16 protein-coding genes are annotated in these 21,691 nt (G+C 48.8%); 14 read left to right on the top strand and 2 right to left on the bottom strand.

The features are described from left to right. Positions 1-19 precede the first annotated feature (19 nt). From HMPREF9469_RS27990 to HMPREF9469_RS27975, 4 genes are all read left to right on the top strand, one after another. Positions 20-1,453, top strand: coding sequence for a MurL-like N-terminal domain-containing (locus tag HMPREF9469_RS27990; RefSeq protein WP_007870464.1), 1,434 nt, complete (start codon positions 20-22; stop codon positions 1,451-1,453). A gap of 11 nt (positions 1,454-1,464) precedes the next feature. Continuing rightward, on the top strand, positions 1,465-2,814 hold the full coding sequence (gene murD / locus HMPREF9469_RS27985; protein WP_007870462.1) for a UDP-N-acetylmuramoyl-L-alanine--D-glutamate ligase: 1,350 nt from the start codon (positions 1,465-1,467) through the stop codon (positions 2,812-2,814). Between the two features lie 127 nt (positions 2,815-2,941). After that, on the top strand, positions 2,942-3,400 hold the full coding sequence (locus HMPREF9469_RS27980; protein WP_045091717.1) for a MarR family winged helix-turn-helix transcriptional regulator: 459 nt from the start codon (positions 2,942-2,944) through the stop codon (positions 3,398-3,400). A 17-nt stretch (positions 3,401-3,417) separates the two neighbouring features. Beyond that, positions 3,418-3,987 carry a GerMN domain-containing protein gene (locus tag HMPREF9469_RS27975; protein ID WP_007870458.1) on the top strand — a complete coding sequence of 190 codons (570 nt, stop codon included), beginning with the start codon at positions 3,418-3,420 and terminating at the stop codon, positions 3,985-3,987. Positions 3,988-4,328: 341 nt separating this feature from the next. Here the strand turns inward: HMPREF9469_RS27975 and nagB are convergent, their stop codons facing one another. Then, a complete protein-coding gene (gene nagB, locus HMPREF9469_RS27970; protein WP_007870455.1) occupies positions 4,329-5,054 on the bottom strand; it encodes a glucosamine-6-phosphate deaminase in 726 nt (241 codons plus the stop codon). A gap of 209 nt (positions 5,055-5,263) precedes the next feature. On the opposite strand from nagB, the gene HMPREF9469_RS27965 reads away from it, so the two are divergent. Further along, a complete protein-coding gene (locus HMPREF9469_RS27965; RefSeq protein WP_007870452.1) occupies positions 5,264-7,735 on the top strand; it encodes a DUF6128 domain-containing protein in 2,472 nt (823 codons plus the stop codon). Positions 7,736-7,945: 210 nt separating this feature from the next. On the opposite strand, the gene HMPREF9469_RS27960 is transcribed toward HMPREF9469_RS27965, so the two are convergent. After that, complete coding sequence (locus HMPREF9469_RS27960; RefSeq protein ID WP_007870450.1) at positions 7,946-8,644, bottom strand: anaerobic ribonucleoside-triphosphate reductase activating protein; 699 nt, start codon at positions 8,642-8,644, stop codon at positions 7,946-7,948. Positions 8,645-8,885: 241 nt separating this feature from the next. Here HMPREF9469_RS27960 and tadA point away from each other — a divergent pair, with 241 nt between their 5' ends. The 9 genes from tadA (at position 8,886) to HMPREF9469_RS27915 (ending at position 21,682) form a co-directional block, all read left to right on the top strand. Further along, complete coding sequence (tadA, locus tag HMPREF9469_RS27955) at positions 8,886-9,482, top strand: tRNA adenosine(34) deaminase TadA (protein ID WP_040417626.1); 597 nt, start codon at positions 8,886-8,888, stop codon at positions 9,480-9,482. Positions 9,483-9,664: 182 nt separating this feature from the next. Next, a complete protein-coding gene (locus HMPREF9469_RS27950; protein WP_007870445.1) occupies positions 9,665-10,879 on the top strand; it encodes an MFS transporter in 1,215 nt (404 codons plus the stop codon). Beyond that, the gene (gene allE / locus HMPREF9469_RS27945) at positions 10,880-11,668 is read left to right on the top strand and encodes a (S)-ureidoglycine aminohydrolase (RefSeq protein ID WP_007870443.1); all 789 of its coding nucleotides are present in this window, start codon (positions 10,880-10,882) and stop codon (positions 11,666-11,668) included. 46 nt (positions 11,669-11,714) lie between these two features. Then, positions 11,715-12,767 (top strand): ureidoglycolate dehydrogenase, encoded by a 1,053-nt coding sequence (gene allD, locus HMPREF9469_RS27940; protein WP_007870440.1) that lies wholly within the window; start codon positions 11,715-11,717, stop codon positions 12,765-12,767. A 12-nt stretch (positions 12,768-12,779) separates the two neighbouring features. Continuing rightward, positions 12,780-15,878, top strand: a complete 3,099-nt coding sequence (locus tag HMPREF9469_RS31670) for a bifunctional FdrA/YlbE family protein (protein WP_007870437.1) — start codon at positions 12,780-12,782, stop codon at positions 15,876-15,878. Next, entirely contained in the window at positions 15,868-16,704 is an 837-nt protein-coding gene (locus HMPREF9469_RS27930; protein WP_007870426.1) for an oxamate carbamoyltransferase subunit AllH family protein, read from the top strand. The genes HMPREF9469_RS31670 and HMPREF9469_RS27930 overlap by 11 nt, the downstream gene beginning before the upstream one ends. Before the next feature lie 56 nt (positions 16,705-16,760). Further along, positions 16,761-18,371 carry a PucR family transcriptional regulator gene (locus HMPREF9469_RS27925; protein ID WP_007870425.1) on the top strand — a complete coding sequence of 537 codons (1,611 nt, stop codon included), beginning with the start codon at positions 16,761-16,763 and terminating at the stop codon, positions 18,369-18,371. A 242-nt stretch (positions 18,372-18,613) separates the two neighbouring features. Further along, positions 18,614-20,005, top strand: coding sequence for a M24 family metallopeptidase (locus tag HMPREF9469_RS27920; RefSeq protein ID WP_007870424.1), 1,392 nt, complete (start codon positions 18,614-18,616; stop codon positions 20,003-20,005). Between the two features lie 27 nt (positions 20,006-20,032). Further along, the gene (locus HMPREF9469_RS27915; protein WP_007870423.1) at positions 20,033-21,682 is read left to right on the top strand and encodes an ABC transporter substrate-binding protein; all 1,650 of its coding nucleotides are present in this window, start codon (positions 20,033-20,035) and stop codon (positions 21,680-21,682) included. The last annotated feature ends 9 nt before the right edge of the window (positions 21,683-21,691 follow it).

Genomic DNA, 21,691 nt, shown 5'->3' with positions numbered 1-21,691 from the left:
TTCAGGAAAGGGACCATAGATGGAACAGTATCAGAGACTGCGCGGGCAGTATCCGCGGTTTATTTACAAAGGATATGATATAGAGGAAGATAGCTGTGAGTTAAGGATCACATACAGGTTTGAGATCGAGGGGCTGTCCTCCTTTGCACCCACCTGGAGATTTCCCAAAAGGAATGGGGATACTGCTGTATGGGCGCAGGACGGGCTTATACGGGATATGGTGTTTTCATTGGGTATGGTAGAGCTTATCAGTTATTGGAAGATTGCCTGCCCGCCTCAGGTGATGGTGGAGGCAGGTGTATTAAACCAGGATCAGGTAAGTTGGTGGAAGGACCTTTATTATAACGGACTGGGCGAGTTCTTTTATGTAAATCAGATCACAGAAGCGGATCCTGACACCTTTATGGATATTGTATCCAATGTGCAGGAAGAGGCATCGCTGAAATCAGCGCAGGTTCATGGGGAATTGCCCCGGGATTTCCGGGAACAGGCCCGGTCCCACCGGAGGAAGGGGGTGCTGGTTCCCATCGGAGGCGGGAAGGATTCGGCTGTGACCCTGGAACTTCTGCGCAGTGCGGGAGAACCTCTTTATGGGTACATTATCAATCCCAGAGGAGCCACCATCCACACCACCCGGTCGGCCGGACTTGAGGAGGATCGCATCATCAGTGTCAGGCGCACCCTGGATCCCGGTATGCTGGAGCTTAACAGGCAGGGATATCTCAATGGCCATACGCCCTTCTCCGCGCTGGTGGCATTTTCCAGCATTCTGGCAGCCAGGATGTACGGCCTGGACTGGGTGGCGCTTTCCAATGAATCCAGTGCCAATGAGAGTACGGTCCAGGGGAGCACGGTAAACCACCAGTACTCCAAAAGTTTTAAGTTTGAAGAGGATTTCCACAGATATGAGATGAGGTATCTGCCGGGCAGCGCCTATTATTTCAGTATGCTGCGCCCGTTAAGCGAATTCCAGATCGCAAGGTATTTTGCAGGGCAGAAGCAGTATCATGGTATATTCAGGAGCTGCAATGCGGGAAGCAGGACGGACAGCTGGTGTGGCCGCTGCCCCAAGTGCCTGTTCGTATATCTGATCCTTTCACCCTTCCTATCCTCTCAGGAGGTAAGGGAGATATTTGGAAAAGATATGTTGGAGGATGGATCCATGAAGACCACCCTGGAGCAGCTGGTTGGCATTCAGGAGGAGAAGCCCTTTGAGTGTGTGGGCAGCCGGGCGGAGATCAATACGGCCATTGTGATGACCATTGACAGGATGGAAAGGGACGGGGAAGACCTTCCGCTGCTCCTTTCCTATTATAAAGGGACCGGCCTGTATGACCGGTATAAGGAGGAGGGAGACCAGTATTCCTCCTATTATGACGGGGAAAACCTGGTGCCTGAACCCTGGCTCAGCCTGGTAAAGGAACAATGCGTATCAGGACCTGTAACCGCGTAAGGAGAATGGACATGATAGAGAAGATAAAACCATGGATTCAGGGGAAGCGCGTACTGCTTCTGGGATTTGGAAGGGAAGGACAGTCCACGTACCACGTTCTCAGACAGGTCCGGGGCTATGAGAAGCTGGATATTGCGGATGTGTCATCCCCTGCATCCAGGCCGGATGAGGATGGATTGTGGATAACAGGACCGGATTACCAGAAATGCCTGGATAACTATGATGTGGTGTTTAAAAGCCCGGGTATTGTGCTGGAAAAGCCGGCGGAGGAATACAAGTGCAGGATCCTCTCCCAGACAGAGGTGTTTTTCCAGCTTTTCCGTGACCAGATCATAGGAATTACAGGCACCAAAGGAAAGAGTACGGTTACCACACTGCTGTATCACATATTAAAAAATGCAGGCATGGATACCATGATCCTGGGCAATATAGGCATACCTGCCCTGGACCACATGGAGGAAGTGACAAAGGATACCAGGATCGTGTTTGAACTGTCCTGCCATCAGCTGGAGTATATGACCGTGTCCCCGCATATTGGGATTCTGGTAAATATCCACGAGGAGCACCTGGACCACTACGGCACCATGGAAAAATACGTGGAGAGCAAACACCGCATTTTTAAGAACCAGACAGGATCGGATATGCTGATCTGTAATGTACAGTGCCTTCCGCAGGAAGGAACCTGTCCCTCCAGGCTGATTAGGGCCGGGGTGGATGCACCGGATGCCCAGCTATGTGTTTCAGAAGAAAAAGGCGAGACCTGGATCAGGTACGATGCCCAGTCTTACAGGATACCCGTGGACCAGATCAAGCTTCTGGGACAGCACAACTATTTTGATATCGGGGTGGTCTATGCCGTGTGCCGGATCCTGGGCATGGATGAGGAACTGTTTACCCAGGGCCTTAAAACCTATGAGCCGCTGCCCCACAGGCTTCAGTATTTGGGAGAGCGGGATGGGGTCAAATATTATGACGATTCCATTTCCACCATCTGTGATACCACGATCCAGGCGTTAAAGACCCTGAAGGATACGGATACGGTATTGATCGGAGGAATGGACCGGGGGATTGATTACCGGGAGCTGATCGAGTACCTGTCCCAGTGTCAGGTGAGGCATATTATCCTGATGGAGGCGACCGGCAAGAGGATCTACCAGGAGATATACAGATATTACCCTGATTTTGAAAACAGGTCCAGGCTGATCCTGGCTGAGCATCTGGAGGACGGAGTCAGACGGGCCAGGGAGATAACAAGGCCGGGCTGTAGCTGTGTGCTTTCGCCGGCCGCCGCCAGCTATGGGATATTCAAGAATTTTGAGGAGAGGGGAGAAACATTTGCCCGTCTTGTCTTTAGATCATAATTTAATCGTATTTGAATTACAAAGGACACAGAAAAATCACAACCTGTTAAGAATTTTATAAGGATTTAGGGGGTTGTTTTAACACTTAAAATACTGTACAATCAGTAAGAAGCTTTTGAAGCAGAAAGTGAAAGGGAGAAACGTGGGAACTTACGAGACGCTGAATGAAGTTTTGGTGAGCCTGTTCCGCGATGTCAATGATATAGAGCAGAAGGCAATTATCACCTCGGAATTTGAGGATATTACCAATAACGATATGCATGTGATAGAGGCTATTGGCATTGACGCGCCTAAAAACATGTCCAGCATTGCCAGAGTATTATCTGTGACAGTGGGTACACTGACCATATCCATGAACAGTTTGGTAAAAAAGGGCTATGTGGTCAGACAGCGCAGTAGTGAAGACCGGAGGGTCGTATATATTTCCCTATCAGAAAAAGGAGTTAAGGCATACTATCATCACAAGAAGTTTCATGAACAGATGATAGATGGAGTTGTGAAAGAACTGACGGAAGAAGAACTGGAAGCCCTTGTAAAGGCGCTGACAAAGCTGAACTCCTGGTTTAGAAGCTTTGAAAAGGACTAAAGGAGGCAATTACATTTATGAAAAGATGGTTAATAGGTGCAATGGCAGTGATGATGGCAGTATCCCTGGCAGCCTGCACGCCTACTACTGAAAAACAGAAGAAACAGACCACACAGGCGGCAAAGGATACTCAGGAGATCGTTCCCCAGTCCACCGGCGGGGCAAGCGATAAGGTGCCGGATCCCAATGTGATGCCGGTAGCAGTTGTTTCCATATACCATGGAGGGGACTCTGACAGCCTGGTACAGGATATGGATTCCCTTGACACAGAGGGGCTGGATGCCCAGCTTTTGGTAGACAAGCTGATAGAATACGGCGTACTCACACAGGGTACCAAGGTTCTGAGCTTTGATATCCAGGGCAAAGAAGAGGATTCAGTGGGAACCCTGGACCTAAATCAGGCGGAGAGCGCCGAGGGCGTATCGGATGAGATGTTCCTCACCGAGATCGGCAATACCTTTACTGAGAACTTTGAACTGGGAAAGCTGAAGCTTAAGGTAAACGGCGGAAATTACCAGGGCAGCAGCATTAAGCAGGGGGACAACGACTTCCTGAGCTATCGCACGGATTATGATTCAGTTGAATAGATAAAAGTGGTGTATGAGACCGCTTCATGGCAGAGGGTGCCGTGGAGCGGTCTTATTATTTAAAAAAAAGCTTTGGTGAAATTTAAACCATCCGGTTCCTGCCATTTCCCGCAGCAGACCCCCAGATGTTGACGGAGCTTTGGCTGAGATTAAATATTATGTTAAAACATATGGGATTAAGGGGACCGCCATGGAGACGGAATGGTCCATGCCTCCAAAAGACTAAAGCATATGAGAAAGATTCTTACCCCTTGATCCTGATGCGTCATCAGAACCGTATCTCAAGATAAAGTACAAAAAAGGACAGCCCTTGTAAGAAAGGACAGCCCTTTATTTTATGCTTATAATTTGGCCATGGCAGCCTCATCCGCAACAACAATTACATCATTATGTAACTGAAGGACAGAAGCCGGAACATCAGGTGTAACCGGTCCGCAGAGAACATCATGAAGGATCTGAGCCTTATCAGCGCCGCTTACCACAAGAAGGATCTTCTTTGCCTTCATAATGGTTCCAATGCCCATGGTGTATGCCTGCTTGGGAACATCATCCACAGATGCAAAGAAACGCTTGTTGGCCTCGATGGTACTCTCGGTCAGATCCACGCAGTGGGTGGTCTTTGCAAAATCCCCGGCCGGTTCATTAAATCCGATATGGCCGTTATGCCCCAGGCCCAGCAGCTGCAGATCAATACCACCGTAAGCTTCGATCACTTTCTCATAGCGGGCACATTCCTTCTCGCTGTCCGGCTCAGTTCCGTCCGGAACATTGGTGTTGTCCATATTGATGTTGATGTGCTTGAAAAGGTTGTTGTACATGAAATAGTAATAGCTCTGGTCATTATCCTTTGTCAGACCCCTGTACTCATCCAGGTTCACGCTCTTTGTCTCGGAGAAATCCAGATCGCCTCTGTTATACCACTCAATCAGCTGCTTATAGGTGCCGATAGGGGTAGAACCGGTTGCCAGTCCCAGCACGCAGTCAGGCTTTAAGATAACCTGAGCGGAGATAATGTTGGCAGCCTTGCGGCTTAAATCATTGTAATCCTTTGCTTTGTAGATTCTCATAATAATTGCCACCTTTCCATACACTAATAGTAGTTGCAGATGTGTCGTTACAGCCGAACCATCTATTCTGAAAAAAATTTTTATGAAACTTTAAACATAGGATAACATTTTCCTAACATACTTTCAAGGGGTAATTGCATAAAATATTTATAAAAGCAGATAGGCCGTGTTCAGGGCAGCTGCAGACTATGGGTGCGAGGAGTGAAAATATGACCAATTATCGAAGATTGATATCTTATATCTATGCCTACGAAGGCGATGTCAAAGGCAAAAATATAGGATTTGCCAAACTTGAGTCACGGAACGGACAGTGCAAGCTCAGCGTAAATGTAAAAAAGGTCTACGTGGGAAGCAGTGACCTGAGTGTATATCTGCTGGCTTCAGGCAGGGAGATCCCGCTGGGAAGTATTTTTATCAGGGGCGGTTCAGGGGAATTCCGTGCCGTGGTCTCAGTGGAAAATGCCGCGGATTCGGGATGCAGCCTGGACCAGTGCTACGGGCTGACCATCCACGAAAAGAATGACTCGTGGCGGGCGTACACTACCATATGGGAGGATGCCGTAGCCCATGCCGCTGAGGTGGAGCTGGCTGATGTAACATCAGGAAAACTGGGGAATTCTGAGACGCAGATACATAAAAAAGTGGAGGAGCTGGAAAAGGAGATCAATGACAAGGTACTGTCATCCTCAGGCGAACCGGCTCTGCCAAATACTGTCCCCCTTCAGGACATGGACCAGGAAACCGTAAAGGTTCAGGGAGAAAATGCTTCTAACGGAACAAGACTGCCTGATGGGGAACCGGTTTCTGATAGGGGAACCCTGCCTGTCTGGGGAGAAGCAGCGTCTGAGAGCAAAACCCGGGAAAATGAGGCTCAGCCGGAGCTGGATGCTTGTTTGGAAAACAGTGCCCAGCCAAGCGCAGAAGCATCCGCAGGAACAGGAACAGGCACAGATGCAACCTTAGCCGGTGAAATGAATGGGCGGCCGGATATGGAATATGTGTCCGGGGATTCAGAGCACACGGAGATAGAATATCAGCCAGAGGGTTCAGGGCAGATGGACGCAGAATATCAGTCTGGAGATTCATGGCAGGCTGAAAACATGCAGCCGGAGGAAATGCAGCCGGAGGCCGGTGGACCAGCCTGCCCTCAGGACGGAGAATGGAATGGGAATCAGATGACGTCCGACTACGGTATGCAGCCGGAAGGGGAGATGCAGCCGGAATATGGGATGCAGCCGGGGCCAGAAATGCCGTGTGAGTACGGGGAACAGCCGGCGGCAGAGGCGCAACCTGGATATAGGATGGGGCCGGAGCCGGAAATGCAGCCGGAATATGAAATGCAGCCCGGGTCAGAACAGACATCTGAATACGAGATGCAGCCGGAAGAATCCGCCCCATGCCGGTGTGGTTCCCAACAGGAAGATCATCCGCGGTCAGAGTATGAAAACCAGATGAACCGTACAAATAATTCCCAGGCCATGCTGCATTCCACAGAGGCATTGCGTGCAGATACAGACAATGGGGAATGCGCAGAATCAGAGGAGTATCCTGATGGGAAGACGATGCCGGATATGGGGAGACAGCCGGTCCGCCAGTTTGGCCCTGATTCAAATTCGCCTTTTATGGGAAACCGTCCCCATCCTGTTGTCTTACCAGATGCCATCATGCGGCAGCAAAGAGAGATGCGGAATGGATTGAACCGTTATCCCCGTGCCAATATGCCCAATGGAACCGACATACCGGCCGGCGCAAATACACCAGCCGGCACAAATATGCCGGATCATATCAATATGCCCTCCGGTCTGGATACTGTACCCGGGACAGATATCCCGGCGGCAGCAAACCCGCAGCCCAGAAGGCCTATGCCCTACAGGAATAATCCAAGGTATCAGAGAGGCGGATTCCCTGGAATGGGTATGCGTACAGACACATCTGTCCAGGCACAGCCGACCGCGCAGCCGACTGATCAGACCCAGCGGCTTATCCAGCCGCAGCCGGCCGATCAGACCCAGCAGTCTGACCAGACCCGTCCGTCTTCGCAGGCTCAGCCAGCTGATCAGACCCGGCAGCCTGCTCAGACTCAGCCATCTGCCCAGGCCCAGACGGACATGAGATCCCGTCCGGCTGCCCACAACAGAGCGTTTACCCGTCCCAGACCAGCTCCAAAGACAGATCCCGTCTCATCAGAGGGGGATGTGACGGAGGAAAAGCCACTTGTGATCGACTCCGCCAGGGAGGAAATGCTGTTAGGAAATCCACAGGAACTGGAGCGTCTGGAACAGGAAGAGCAGGAGAACCTTGGACCGCGCCAGCTATGGGAAGATTTCCGCAAGCGGTATCCTAAAATACAGGCATTTGACAGTATGAATGGATGCGAAATCCTCACCATCAAGCCCCAGGATATCGGGCTTTTGCCCAGGGAAAACTGGAATTATGGCAATAACAGCTTCCTGCTCCACGGTTATTACAATTACCGTTACCTGATACTGGCCCGCATTGGAGATGAATCCCAGGGCCGTACACGGTATATCCTGGGCGTGCCCGGCCATTATTACAGCAATGAAAAATATATGGCATCCATGTTTGGGTTCCCCCACTTCGTGCTGTCAAAAAAACAGCCGTCACAGGACGGCCGCTTTGGCTACTGGTATACGGATGTGAGAATGCAGAATCAGGACTAATGTGTGTTTGAAAATTCATTTCCGCCATCTGCCCTAAGGAATCCGACAGAGGTATCATTAGGATAAAGCCGCGCTCCATGTTGCACGGATTTGGTCCCGCTCCATTTGGCCCCGCTTCAGCCGGCATAGTCCGCTGCGCCTTCCTCAATGGAGCTAAGTCTCACGCAAAGAGTGACGCACAGATGTCAGAAAGCAATGTTCAAACACGCGCTAATAGTCAATCCCGCGCAGGGATACCTGGCCCACATAGGGACGGACCAAATCCGCAAAGCCCAGCATTTCTTCTTTTGTAAAGTCAGAATATATGCCAGGAACAAGAACCTGGCCGGATTCAGTAAAGCACTGCAGGTAGTACCCGGGACACCCTTTGATCCACGGCCCGATCTTGCGGAAATCTTCCGCTGTGTGAAGGCCGCGGACCACGGTTGTCCTGAACTCGTATGGAGTATTGCCGGACAGAAGAAAAGCGATACTCTCGTCAACTAATTCCATATTAAGTCCGGGCGCACCTGCGACCTCCCCGTAATGGTCCCGGGAAGCCTTGATATCCATGGCAACATAATCTAAAAGACCCTTTTGGCATAAATCTTTCAGCAGTTCCGGTTTATATCCGTTGGTGTCCAGCTTCACGGCCAGACCCAATTCACGGACTTTTCTGATAAAATCTTCCAGGTCCGGCTGCAGGGTAGGCTCCCCGCCGGTGATACAGACCCCTTCCAATACCCCCTTGCGTTTATGTAAAAATTTAAAAACCTCTTCCTCTGTATAATCGTCATCCGCCCCGTTATCCAGCAAGTCGCTGTTATGGCAGAAGGGGCAGCGGAAGTTACATCCCCCTGTAAATATGGTACAAGCCACATGTCCGGGAAAATCCAGCAATGTGGTTTTTTGCAGTCCGCTTATTTTCATGATTCATTCAACCTGTGCCTTTTCAATTTTTGATTTATTATATATAATGAGAAAAGTATAGCACAACCAGAGTGTAAAAAAAAGAGGAAGCAATTATATGAAGACCAGAACTCCAGGAAGTAGGCCTGAGGGAGCCGCAGTTATTATCCGGGAAACCGCACAGGATATACAAAGAGATACACAGAAGGACATGCAAATGGCCATACAGAAAAATACGCAGACGGAAGTATGCCGGAATACAATGCCGGACTGCCCCATGGATCCCGGATCGGATGCCCTGACCCAGAAGCAGAAGGGGGAGGAGACCAGGCGAAGAAAATGGGAAAAGAGGATGGAGCAAAAACGTCTTGCATCCATGGCTGAGGAGGAAGGGAACAGACAGAGGCGTGAGGCGGATGAAAAGTTTATGAAAGAGGCCATAAGGCAGGCGCACAGGGCAGGAAATTTGGGGGATGTGCCGATCGGATGCGTCATAGTCCGCGAGGGAAAGATTATAGCCAGAGGATATAACCGGCGTAATGCGGACAAAAGTGTCTTGTCCCATGCCGAGATAACCTCCATTAGAAAGGCATGTAAACAGATGGGTGACTGGCGCCTTGAGGACTGTACCATGTACGTTACCCTTGAGCCCTGTCCCATGTGTGCCGGCGCAATTGTGCAGGCCCGTATCCCAAGGGTAGTAATAGGCTGTATGAATCCCAAGGCCGGGTGCGCGGGTTCTGTCCTTGACATGCTCCACGAGACTGGATTTAACCACCAGGTAGACACGGAGATTGGGATTTTGGAAGAAGAATGTTCCAGGCTCTTGAAGGATTTTTTTAGGAAACTTAGGAAATAGAATTATTGACGTATGGCTCATGGCCGGTAATCACACACCGGTTGTGAGCTTTTGTTTTGCCATTTGTGCACAAGCTACAAAATACCCTGACCGAATTGGAATCCATGGATGATGAAAATAGGGAGGAATCATTCTATGATTAGGTAAGAGAAAGAAAGTGGGAGTCTCAATCGGAGGGAAAGATGAAGGATAAGGATTGGAAGAGGTTGATTGCCCTTTTGTTTGGCGGGTGGGTGGTAATCTGGATATACCGTTCCATGCTTACACCTGTATATGCCGAAATACAGGAGACCATAGGTATGCAGTCCAATGCAGCCATGGGGATGATTGCCAGTCTCTATTTCCTGGGATATACGCTGATGCAGATACCTTCCGGCTATCTGGTGCGCAGATGGGGACAAAAACAGGTGATCCTTCCAGGATTCCTCATTCTGGCAGCAGGAACAGTGATCACAACATCGGTGAGAAGTTTGGAGGGGATGTATGCCGGAAGCGTGGCTGCGGGAATTGGCTGTGGAACGTTTTATGGATCTGCATTTTCACTGACTGCTGAATTTGTACCTTCGGAAAAGAAGGGACTGTCGGCTGCTATGGTTAACAGCGGATGTTCTGTAGGCTTGATCACAGGGCTTCTTGGCTCCACCCTGCTGGTTAAAAGGTGGGGAATGCCGTGGCAGTTCATGGGAGCGGCAGCAGCGGTGCTGTCAATGGGAATGGCTTTGCTGTTTCTGCTATTCCTGCATGATGATCCAAAACAGGAGGTTCAGGCAGACGGAGGCAGGCCATGCGGGACAGAGAAAAATAATCCTGTTATGTGGAAGCCCCTATTAGCATGCAGTTTTCTGTATTTTGCCACTTGCTATGTATATTACCTTATCATCACATGGCTTCCTGATTATCTGGAATCAGAGAGGGGATTGAGCGGAGGTGTTCTCGGCATTGTATCTGCACTGATCTGTATCACAGCCGTACCCGGAGGATTGTATTTTGCAGTACTCTCAGACCGCTGGTCCGGTAAAAAGCAGAAGATCGTAGTATTTCTGGAGTTCATCTCAGTGATGCTTGTGTGTGCATCCATGCTGGCACCCAATATGACTGTGCTGGCAGTCATGCTCCTTTTATACGGATTTTTTGGTAAGATCTCTGTTGATCCGGTGCTGATCTCGTGCATAACGGATTTCTCAGACAGCAAAAATCTGGCATTAACTTTAAGTATATTCAATTGCTGCGGAATGTCCGGTTCCGTTATAGCCCCCATTCTTACAGGGAGAATAAAAGACATAAGCGGAAGCGGGAGCGGAGGATTTTTTATCGGTGCAGGGCTGCTGGCAGTATCAACCGCAGGTTATATGTATATGAACAGGGCAGTAAAAAATAAATTCGAGGAGGAAAAGTAAATGAGTTATATCAATCAGGTGACAGGGTACAGAAAGGATTTGTTAATAAATCGGTCCGTATTAAAGAGAGGTATGTATGCAGTGATAGAGCCGGATGGTCTGGTAAAGAATACAATACCAGGTTTTGAAAAGTGCGAGATGACGATTCTCGGATCGCCCAAACTGGGAGCTTCCTTTGTGGACTACCTTGTATCGATAGGGGAAGGCGGAAGGAACCTGGCCGGATTCGGAGGAGAGGGAGTGGAAACATTTTTCTTTCTCTTTGAGGGAAAAGTCAGGGTGTGGAATGAGGATAAGGAAGAGGTCATAGGAAACGGTGGATACATTTTCTCTCCATCAGGAAAAATGCTGTGCTTTGAAAATGAAGGGGGCGAGGCAAGGGGATTTCTGTACAAGCGAAAATATGAACCGCTGGAGGGGTATGAGGCTTATACGGTCATCGCAAATATCAATGATGTGGAATGGACGGATTATGAGGGAATGACAGATGTGGGAATCAAGGATTTTCTTCCCTCGGCATCTGACCTGGGATTTGATATGAATTTTCATATTCTGTCCTTTAAACCGGGAGCCAGCCATGGCTATGTGGAGACTCATGTCCAGGAGCACGGCGCGTTGATATATTCGGGAGAGGGAATGTACAATCTGGATAATGACTGGATACCGGTAAAAAAAGGGGATTACATTTTTATGGGGGCTTACTGTCTTCAGGCCGCCTATGGGGTGGGAAGAGATGAGGAATTTGCCTATCTGTATTCCAAAGACTGCAACCGGGATGCTGCCCTGTAAGCCATGACAGGAAAAGATATGGGCATTGATTAAAAGGAGGTACGCAATGAGGGTAAAACCGGAAAAATTAAAGCAGCTGATGATGAATAAATTTATAGGCGCGGGAATGAAGGAGGATCATGCCGCGATCATGGCAGATATTCTGGTATGGTCGGACTACAAAGGAATCCATTCCCATGGTGCGGTCAGGGTGGAGTATTATACGGAGCGGATTGCTAAGGGCGGCATGAATGTTGATCCCAAGTTTGAATTCCAACGGACCGGCCCTTGTACCGCGGTTTTTGAAGGAGATAACGGCTGTGGTTATGTAGCTGCGTCCCTGGCCATGGAACACGCCATTGAAATGGCTAAAGAGTATGGCGTGGGAATTGTCGGAATCAGAAACATATCCCACAGCGGGAGTATTGGCTACTACTCTGAAATGGCTGCCGCAGAGGGTCTGGTTTCTATCAATATGTGTCAATCCGATCCCATGGTAGTGCCTTATGGAGGCACTGAACCCTTTTACGGCACAAATCCCATTGCTTTTGGCGCCCCTACTGCAGATGAACGGATGGTTATCTTTGATATGGCCACCACGGTGCAGGCCTGGGGAAAGATCCTTGTGGCCCGTTCCAGAAAAGAGCCGATTCCCGATACCTGGGCGGTGGACGAAAATGGAAACCCCACCACTGATTCCACCAGGGTAAATGCGCTTGTGCCCATTGCCGGGCCCAAGGGATACGGCCTTATGATGATGGTGGATGTATTGTCCGGTATTATGCTGGGGGTTCCCTTCGGCAGGCATGTCAGTTCCATGTATGAGGATCTCTCAAAGGGGCGATGCCTGGGGCACATACATATTGTTATAGACCCGGCCAGGTTTGTACCAGTGGAACAGTTTAAAAAGGACATGTCCCAGGTGCTGGACGAACTGGCACAGATAAAACCAGCCAGCGGGTTTGCTAAGGTATATTATCCTGGAGAGCGGGGGATGCTGCGCAGGCAGAAATATGAGGAGGACGGCGGAATAGAGATCGTGGACGATATTTACCGTTATCTTACAAGCGATGACCTTCACTATAACCATTATGACCACAAAAACAAGTTTGCGGAATAGGGGAGAAGAGACATGATAAAGTCAGTGATAAAAAAGGGCAGTTATCAGGACTCGGTGGTCCTGATGCTGCTAACCAACCGGATCGCGGCAATGGAAGGGGTAAACAGGGTTTCTATCATGATGGCAACTCCTGCCAATAAGGAGATGTATGATGTAAATGGCCTTGCCACCCCGGAACTTGCATCAGCAGGACCTAATGATATGGCAATTGTTGCCGATGTGGAGTCAGAGGGCATTATGGACAAGATTACACAGGAGACAGAATGCTTTCTTAACAGCCAGTCAACTGCAGGAACATCCGGAGAAAAAACGTCCGCAGATTATTGGGATCAGGCATTAAAATTAATGCCGGATGCTGACCTGGCTGTGATCTCTGTTCCCGGCATGTATGCAGCGGAGGAGGCAAGCCGGGCGCTGGATGAAGGAATGAATGTGTTTATATTTAGTGATAATGTGCCTTTGGAGGACGAAATACAGCTGAAATCCAAGGCACACCACATGGGGCTCCTTGTAATGGGGCCGGATTGTGGAACCGCCGTGCTGGGAGGCATACCTGTGGCATTTGCCAACCGTATTAAGCGAGGAAACATAGGGATCGCCGGAGCATCGGGGACCGGTATCCAGGAACTGCTTTCCATCATCAGCCGGAGTCAGGAAGGAATATCCCATGCCATTGGGACAGGAGGCCGTGATTTGAAGGAGGAGGTAGGCGGTGTGACCATGCTGGATGCCATCCGTTTTCTGGAGCAAGATGAGCAGACAAAGGTACTGGTTGTCATATCCAAACCACCCGCCCCCTCGGTGCGTAAAGCTATCATCCATTGTTTGTCCAAAATACCTAAACCGGTTGTCACCCTGTTTTTGGGTGAGGAACCTAATATGGTTGAGGATGGGGAACAGAACATTTATCAGGCATATACATTGGAGGAAGCTGCTCTTACAGCGGTCAGCCTGCTCCGGGCCGGACAGGGCGCGGATTTTCAGACTGTTCGTGGAGCTCCTGTAACTGTTGGACCGGACATCGAACCGTTTCTGCCACAAGAAGAGATGAGGATCAAGGGATATTATTCCGGAGGCACTCTGGCAGAGGAGGCTGCCATTCTTTTGTCCAGAGGGCTTGGGCTGGTTCAAAAAGGGCATGGAAGGGGACACAAACTGGATTGCTGCGGCCACGAGATATTTGATCTGGGGGATGATATTTTTACCAGAGGCACCCCCCATCCTATGATTGTCCCTGAAAAAAGGTTAGAATGGATTTGGTCGGCTCTGGAGGATGAAAAGACAGGAGTCGTTCTCTTTGACGTGGTTCTTGGTTTTGGGGCATGCAGTGATATGGCGGGAGCCCTGAGCCAATGTATCAGGGAAATCAAGGAGAGATGCAGAAAGCAGGGAAGGAGGCTGTACTTTGTAGCAGACTTGTGCGGGACACCGGAGGATATTCAGGGGTATAGTGCACAGAAGGTACAGCTGGAAAAAGATGGGGTCATTGTGTGCGAAAGTAACCGGCAGGCAGTCCTTACGGCCCTGGCGTTGATTGGCCGCCCATGGATACCGGAGGCGAAAAAAGAGCCGGATTCCAGACATCAGGCAGTGGTCATGAAAAAAGCAGAGGAATCCGGGTTTGCGGTATCAAAGCAGATGGCAGGGCTTTTCTCAGGCCATCCGTCCGTTATCAATATAGGGCTAAAAGGTTTCGGAGAGGTTCTGTCACAGGCAGGATGTTCCACATTACAGTTTAACTGGAGACCGCCTGCAGGCGGGAATCGGCATCTGATTAAAGCGGTCAATTTTCTCAGCCGGCAGAAAAGGGTGAAGCAGGGAAATCAGGAGGTAATCAGGCGCGTTATATCAAGCTCCCCTGTACTGATGGACGTGACGCCAGCGATGGAATCCATTCCGGAACTTAATACAGGAATGACGCTGCTGCATGCAGGCCCGCCTATCCAGTGGGAAAATATGCCGAGCCCCATGCAGGGGTCCTGTATCGGTGCGGTATTATTTGAGGGATGGGCAAAGGACCAGTCAGCGGCAAGAGAAATGCTTGAGCAGGGAAGTATCCGGTTTATCCCCTGCCACCACGTAAATGCGGTGGGACCTATGGGAGGGATCACCTCCCCACATATGCCTGTATTTGCAGTCAAATGCCAGCCTTACGGTAATATGGCCTATTGTACCATGAACGAGGGAATTGGACGTGTGCTTCGGTTTGGGGCGTACTCGGAGGAAGTAATAGAGCGTCTGAATTGGATGAGGGATGTTCTGGGTCCAACCCTAAAGCAGGCACTTAAAGCCATGGAGGGAGGACTTGCAGTGAATCCTCTTATAGCAAAGGCAATTGCCATGGGAGATGAATTCCATCAGCGCAATATTGCCGCATCCCTGGCATTTCTAAAGGAAGTAGGGCCTATCATCACTTCCCTGGATATAGACCGGGAGAAGGCTGCACAGGTCATAAAGTTTCTTTCTGACACGGACCAGTTTTTCCTGAATATTATGATGGCTTCGGCCAAGGCGGTTATGGACAGCGCAAGGACTATCACGGAAGGAACTGTAGTAACCGCTATGTGCAGAAACGGAGAAAATTTTGGCATACGCATCAGCGGTATGGGGAATCAGTGGTTCACTGCACCGGTGAACATTCCCCAGGGTCTTTATTTTACCGGATTTACCGGAAAAGATGCCAGTCCTGACATGGGAGACAGCGCTATCACCGAAACATTTGGTGTGGGTGGAATGGCAATGGTGGCAGCTCCGGCCGTTACCCGTTTTGTGGGAACCGGGGGCTTTGAAGATGCGGTGAGGACAAGCAATCAGATGGCGGAGATATGTCTGGGTCATAACCCTAATTTTCCTATACCCACCTGGAACTTCCAGGGAACCTGCCTGGGGATTGATGCGTGCAGGGTGGTGGAAAAAGGAATAACACCGGTGATCAATACGGGGATTGCCCACCGCATCGCGGGAAACGGACAGATTGGTGCGGGTACGGTACGGCCTCCCATGGAATGCTTTGAAAAGGCAGTGATGGCATATATGGAAAAGCTGGCTTACGGACAGGGTGGATATGGAGAAGTAGATAAACAGGCCGGACAGGATGGGCATGGAAAGTAAAATACAGCCAGCGTTTGATATCAGTGCGGTCCATGTATCACGCAGCTTTTTGACACTGCCGGATACAAATGACTATGAGGTACACAGCGTATATTCCAGCGGATTTAACTTGAGAGCAGGCAGATACCTGTGCTTTGTCGGGAACAAGAACAATGAGCAGCTTCCTTTTGGTGTGATTTTGCCCTTATATGACTATCAAGCGCTTTTGGCATCCGGATTGGAAAGAGGGAACGCTATGGCGTGGGACAAAAGCAGCAGGTGCCTGATTTCTTCCAATGGACTTATCAGACTGGGACAGGGAATTGTATATGACAGCAGGGTGGTGTCCTGTAACTTATCCCATTCCGGAATTAGGACGGCGGTATCTATACTGGAGCCTTATGGGATATGCTCAGACAATGCCCGAACTGACTTTACCCTCCCCCTGTTCCGGGCGATCCGGGACAGGAACAGAAACCGAATCCGGGAAGGGGTACGGTATTACCTGGGCAGGGGAAGGGGACTGACTCCCTCTGGCGATGACATGCTTTTGGGCATGCTGTTCATAAACATGGCATGCGGTAAGGGAGAATGTGTCCTTCAGGAGGAGGTGGCCGCTCAGCTGCGGGAAGGGATTACCACGGATATCAGCCTTTCAAACCTGCATGCTGCCCTGGAGGGGCTTTACTGCGGTTCGCTGCTCCGGTTTTTGGATGCGGTCCGCTGTAACCACAGAGAGGACATGCACAGAGCCGCGCTGGCTATCCATCAATTTGGTCATAGTTCTGGGGATGATATGCTGTTTGGAATACTTTTCCAGTTAAAACAAATGGATTTATCACTATAATAGAAGTTTATGATTGACCATTGTGCCTGCTTTCACGGATATGGGGGCCTGAGCGTATGACATTAAAATGCTTATTAGAAAATAACAGCCTGAAAGATCTGGTGGTTATGAACCGTAATGCGGATCTGGAACGCACGGTTTCAACCATAGAGTCCACGGAAACACCGGACATTATCTCCTTTGTTCCTGTGAATTGTTTTATCATTACCACTGCCATGATCTATAAAAATCATCAGGAGGATCTTTGCGATTTAATATTAAGGCTGAATGTGCTTCCCTGCGCAGGTCTGGGAATTAAGCTGGGGCGTTTTATTGATAAGCTGGATCCCCGGGTGATCGAAATCGCTGACAGTGTTGGATTCCCTCTGGTTCGTATACCCATGAACAGGACCCTGGGAGATGTCTATCACCGGTTTCTGGCTTTAATATGGGATAATGAAAACAAGGATCTGCTGAACGCGCTGAACATTCAGAAAAAATTCTATAACCTGGTTCTCCACGGCGCATCGCTGAAACGTCTGCTGAATGTACTGGGTTCCACGATTGAAAAGCACGTATTGATTGTGGATATGTTCGGCGAGATTTGTGGCACGAGCAACACCAGCCGTTTGGAAGAACAGACTGCCCTGCAGGTTATGAGACAGGTTAACAAGGAAGACAATGAATATTGGCAGCATACGCTTACCCAACTGGGAAAGAAGATGCAGATCGTTGTATATCCCATCCGGTCAATTAACAGAAACACGCATCACCTGGTTATATTTAATGATGAAAATACCTCAGCCATCTCAGCCTTTGTCATGGAGGAGGTACTGCTCATATTCGGAATCCATTTTTATAAAAACCTTTACGTTTACTATAATGAAATGCAGTTCAGGGACAGCTTTTTAAAGATTATGGTGGATGTAAATGAAAACAAGTGCTGGTCTGCCAGGCAGATTCTGGCTATAGGACAGGAACATGGACTGAAGCCCAGCGCGTTTTACCGGGTCATCATTGCCAGGTTTATACACGCGGAGACACAGAAATTCCAGGCAACCCAATTCATGCGCCGGGAAGAGCGCTACATACTGGTCTACAATTATCTGAAAAGGAAAGTAGAGGAACCATTTTCAGGAGATATCATTGTACTTCCGGATATTGACAGTTGGAGGTATGTGCTGGTCCTGCAGAATAATGGGAGGAATCTGGATAAACGTTTGAAGGAGATCAATGATGTACTGGAGGACATTTTCCATGAACAGATGTTTTTTGCGTACGGAAACAGCGCTTATGATATCGGTTCCGTTGTCAATTCCTACTGGGAGGCAGTGGAGAGCCTGAACAACATGTCTGCAAAACAGGATACTATGATCCTTCATTATCAGCCCAAAAATATTTTGGAACTTCTGAAGGGAATATCCAGCCGTCAGATCGATGATGTCTGTAAACGTATGTTAAAGGAACTGGCCTTTCCTGAGGACGAGATGAATGTGGAGTTGAAGCGGACCCTAAAGGCATATCTGGACTGTCACTGCAGTATTATGGAGACAGCCAACCGTCTTTACCTGCATAGGAATACGGTGCGTTACCGGATAAAAAAATGTGAGGAGATATTGGACAATGACCTAAGCGACTGGGAGTACTGTTTCCAGCTTCAGTTGTGTTTGATTTTGTCGGATATGTAAAGGAGAATAACAGAAGAATAAAGCGGCTTGGACCATTGTTGATTATCATGGTCTGGTGCTGCTTTTTTGTTGGATTTGTTCGTGAATCTGCAGGATAGTTCTTCTTGATGTGCATAATGTACAAAACAAAAACCAGATTTGTTCTTTGAATATATAGGATGCATATGGGAAATGAAATATACTTTTCAGTAAGAACAATACAGTGGAGTGATTCAATTTGCCCTTAAGACAAGGAGGAAACAATGGTAAGAGGAGATAACATTATCCTGAAATACGTGGAGGATCCGGCAATTGCCCTGCCTCAGGAGAAAACGGAGCTGGACCACGAGATTTATATGCAGAGGCTGAGCCGCACCATACAGGCAATGGACAGACGAAGCTACGATTATCTTGTGTTTTACACAGACAGGGAGCATTTTAGTAACTTTCAATATCTGACCGGATTTGAACCAAGGTTTGAGGAAGGTATCCTGGTATTGAAAAGGGACGGCAGCGCATCGATTCTGTTGGGAAATGAATGCTTTTGTATGGCTGCATACAGCCGCATCAAAGCAAAAGGAATCCTGTTCCAGGCCCTTTCTCTTCCCAATCAGCCCGTAGATCAATTAAGGGATCTTCAGGATATTTTCAGGGATGAAGGAATAAAAGAGGGGTGCAGGGTTGGACTGGTTGGCTGGAAACTGATGTACCCGTGGTATGGGACGGAGAAGGATTTTGAAATACCCCATTATATTGTAAAGGCAGCGGAAGGGATCGTGGGGGAGGGCATGATCTCCAATGCCACGGATCTGCTGATCCATCCCGGGTATGGGATTCGCAACAGCCACACGGCCCAGGAGATTGTTGGCCTTGAGTATGGTGCGGCATATGCATCGGACGCGGTTAAGAATATTGTAAATGGTGTTAGGACGGGAATTTCAGAAATTGAACTGTCCAGAAAAATGGGCAGCGGAGGGCTGGAGATATCCTGTTTCCCTATGCTCTCCACGGGCAACAGGACAAAGTTAGGTCTTGTGAGCCCGTCTTCAAAAAAAATATGTATGGGAGAACCGATCAACTGTTCCCAGGGGCTCAGAGGCGGACTCACATGCCGCACTGGTTATGTGGCCTATTCTAAAGAGGACCTTCCAAAGGGGCAGCAGGACTACATAGAAAAGCTGGGCGGACCTTATTTTGCAACGGTTGTAAACTGGTTTGAGCATATGAAAATAGGTGCCGGGTCCGGTGATATCTTTGAAATGGTGCAGTCCACATTTCCAAAGGAGGTTTATGGATGGGTATTAAACCCGGGACATTTTATTTCCACGGAAGAGTGGAGCGCCTCCCCCTTTTACAAAGGATCGGATATAACAATAAAAAGCGGGATGTGCATCCAGATGGATATTATACCATCCGTGGAAGGATATGCGGGTGCCAATTGTGAGGATGGAATCGCGGTTGCGGATAAAGCTCTCAGAGAGGAGATCCATCAGAAGTTTCCGGAAGCTTTTGGAAGGATGATGGAAAGAAGGCGGCTTATGACAGAGGAAATCGGAATCAAATTGCCTGAGGAAATCCTTCCTCTTTCCAATCTAACAGGACTTTACAGACCATTTATGTTAAATAAGAATCTTGCTTTCGCGGTGAAAGCATAACAATTAAAAATACAAAGGAGGACGAATATGAAAAGAAGGTTTTTAGCAACATTACTGGCGGGAAGCATGATCATTTCATCATTGACAGGATGTCAAAAGACGGCCGACCAGACAAAAGGGGATACCACATCGGCTGCATCGAAAGCAGTAAAAGGAGAAGATATATCAAGCCCGGAGCAGGCGGCACAGGAGGCAGAATACAAGGATGAACTTCATATCGGTTATAAGATCGAGCCCGCAACTCTTGATACCATGCTTATATCAGATGCGCCCGCCAGAGTGGTGTCGTACGGAAGTATCTACGAAGCCCTGGTTACCATGGATGAAGAGTTCAAGGTAAGGGAAGAACTCTGCGAGTCCTATGAGGTGAGCGCTGACGCAAAGGAATATACTTGGAAGCTGCGCAAGGGTGTAAAATTCCACAATGGGGAAGAAATGAAGGCGGATGATGTTGTTGCATCCATGAACCGTTGGGTGGAACACTACGGAAATGCCAAAGCTATGGTAGGGGATTCACAGTTTGAAAAGGTGGATGATTATACTGTGAAGATCACCCTGGACGAGCCCGCAGCCTTTTTAAATGAACTTATAGCAACTCAGACACAGGGATCTGTCATAATGCCTAAATCCGTTCTGGATGACCCTGATCCTGAGACAGGTGCGGTTAAGTCATATGTGGGCACAGGACCATATAAATTTGGAGAGTGGAAAGAAGGAAGCTACATACGTCTGGACCGCTTTGATGACTACCAGCCATATGGCACAGAGGGAGAGACAAGCGGTTGGTACGGATATAAATCCCAACTTACTAAGACGGTTTACTTTGATATTGTAACAGATGTATCAACCAGAACGACCGGCATTCAGACAGGCGAATTTGACGTGGTCACGGAGATGAGTTCCGATGACTATCAGATGTTCCAGTCCACAGAAGGTTTACAGACATGGAAGGAACTGAATGGAGAATGGGTCATTGTCTACAACAAGGCAAGCGGTCTGACACAAGATGTAAATATCAGGCAAGCTGTAAATGCAATTGCAGATCCCACAGAAATTCTTACAGCAGCCCACGGCAGTTCTGAGTTCTTCCGGGTGGAGGTAAGCTTTATGCCGGAGGAGACAGCCAATTGGTTTACGGATGCAGGCAAGGAAAATGCCCATAGAGTGGACGCGGATCTGGCAAAGGAATATCTGGCAAAGGCCAACTATAATGGTGAGCCCTTCCGTATCCTGTGTGCATCTAATGATATTAATCTTACCAACGCAGCTGTTGCATTAAAGGCAGAGCTGGAGTCCATTGGAATGACCGTGGAAATGGTAACCCCTGACTGGACAAGCTATTCAACCTACCGTTCCGATCCGTCCAAGTATGATGTGTTTTTTGCTGCCCTTATGCCGGTTGCAGTTCCGTCTCTTCAGCTGTTCCTAAGTCCTACCTGGGCAGGATTTACCAATGACCAAAAGATTTTTGACATGGTTGCCCAGATGAACCAGACCTCATCATTGGAGGATGGACAGAAAATATGGGATGAACTGCAAACCTATTGTTGGAATGAAAGTCTGCCTGCAACAAAGCTGGGAAGTGTATTCCTGTATAATGTGTACAATGAAAAGGTAGACAATTTCGTCTTTTTCTGCAGCGGACCGATCATCGGAAACATGGCGGTCAGAAAATAACTGAACATG

Origin of the sequence: [Clostridium] citroniae WAL-17108 (assembly GCF_000233455.1) — a bacterium.
In the GTDB taxonomy this organism is placed as follows: Bacteria; Bacillota; Clostridia; order Lachnospirales; family Lachnospiraceae; genus Enterocloster; species Enterocloster citroniae.
This window is presented reverse-complemented; position numbering and strand designations above follow the sequence as displayed.

What these genes read in the sequence shown, in the direction of transcription:
- HMPREF9469_RS27990 (WP_007870464.1), top strand. Translation starts at nt 20, where the DNA reads ATGGAACAGTATCAGAGACTGCGCGGGCAGTATCCGCGGTTTATTTAC.
- murD (WP_007870462.1), top strand. Translation starts at nt 1,465, where the DNA reads ATGATAGAGAAGATAAAACCATGGATTCAGGGGAAGCGCGTACTGCTT.
- HMPREF9469_RS27975 (WP_007870458.1), top strand. Translation starts at nt 3,418, where the DNA reads ATGAAAAGATGGTTAATAGGTGCAATGGCAGTGATGATGGCAGTATCC.
- nagB (WP_007870455.1), bottom strand. Translation starts at nt 5,054, where the DNA reads ATGAGAATCTACAAAGCAAAGGATTACAATGATTTAAGCCGCAAGGCT.
- HMPREF9469_RS27965 (WP_007870452.1), top strand. Translation starts at nt 5,264, where the DNA reads ATGACCAATTATCGAAGATTGATATCTTATATCTATGCCTACGAAGGC.
- HMPREF9469_RS27960 (WP_007870450.1), bottom strand. Translation starts at nt 8,644, where the DNA reads ATGAAAATAAGCGGACTGCAAAAAACCACATTGCTGGATTTTCCCGGA.
- tadA (WP_040417626.1), top strand. Translation starts at nt 8,886, where the DNA reads ATGCCGGACTGCCCCATGGATCCCGGATCGGATGCCCTGACCCAGAAG.
- HMPREF9469_RS27950 (WP_007870445.1), top strand. Translation starts at nt 9,665, where the DNA reads ATGAAGGATAAGGATTGGAAGAGGTTGATTGCCCTTTTGTTTGGCGGG.
- allE (WP_007870443.1), top strand. Translation starts at nt 10,880, where the DNA reads ATGAGTTATATCAATCAGGTGACAGGGTACAGAAAGGATTTGTTAATA.
- allD (WP_007870440.1), top strand. Translation starts at nt 11,715, where the DNA reads ATGAGGGTAAAACCGGAAAAATTAAAGCAGCTGATGATGAATAAATTT.
- HMPREF9469_RS31670 (WP_007870437.1), top strand. Translation starts at nt 12,780, where the DNA reads ATGATAAAGTCAGTGATAAAAAAGGGCAGTTATCAGGACTCGGTGGTC.
- HMPREF9469_RS27930 (WP_007870426.1), top strand. Translation starts at nt 15,868, where the DNA reads ATGGAAAGTAAAATACAGCCAGCGTTTGATATCAGTGCGGTCCATGTA.
- HMPREF9469_RS27925 (WP_007870425.1), top strand. Translation starts at nt 16,761, where the DNA reads ATGACATTAAAATGCTTATTAGAAAATAACAGCCTGAAAGATCTGGTG.
- HMPREF9469_RS27920 (WP_007870424.1), top strand. Translation starts at nt 18,614, where the DNA reads ATGGTAAGAGGAGATAACATTATCCTGAAATACGTGGAGGATCCGGCA.
- HMPREF9469_RS27915 (WP_007870423.1), top strand. Translation starts at nt 20,033, where the DNA reads ATGAAAAGAAGGTTTTTAGCAACATTACTGGCGGGAAGCATGATCATT.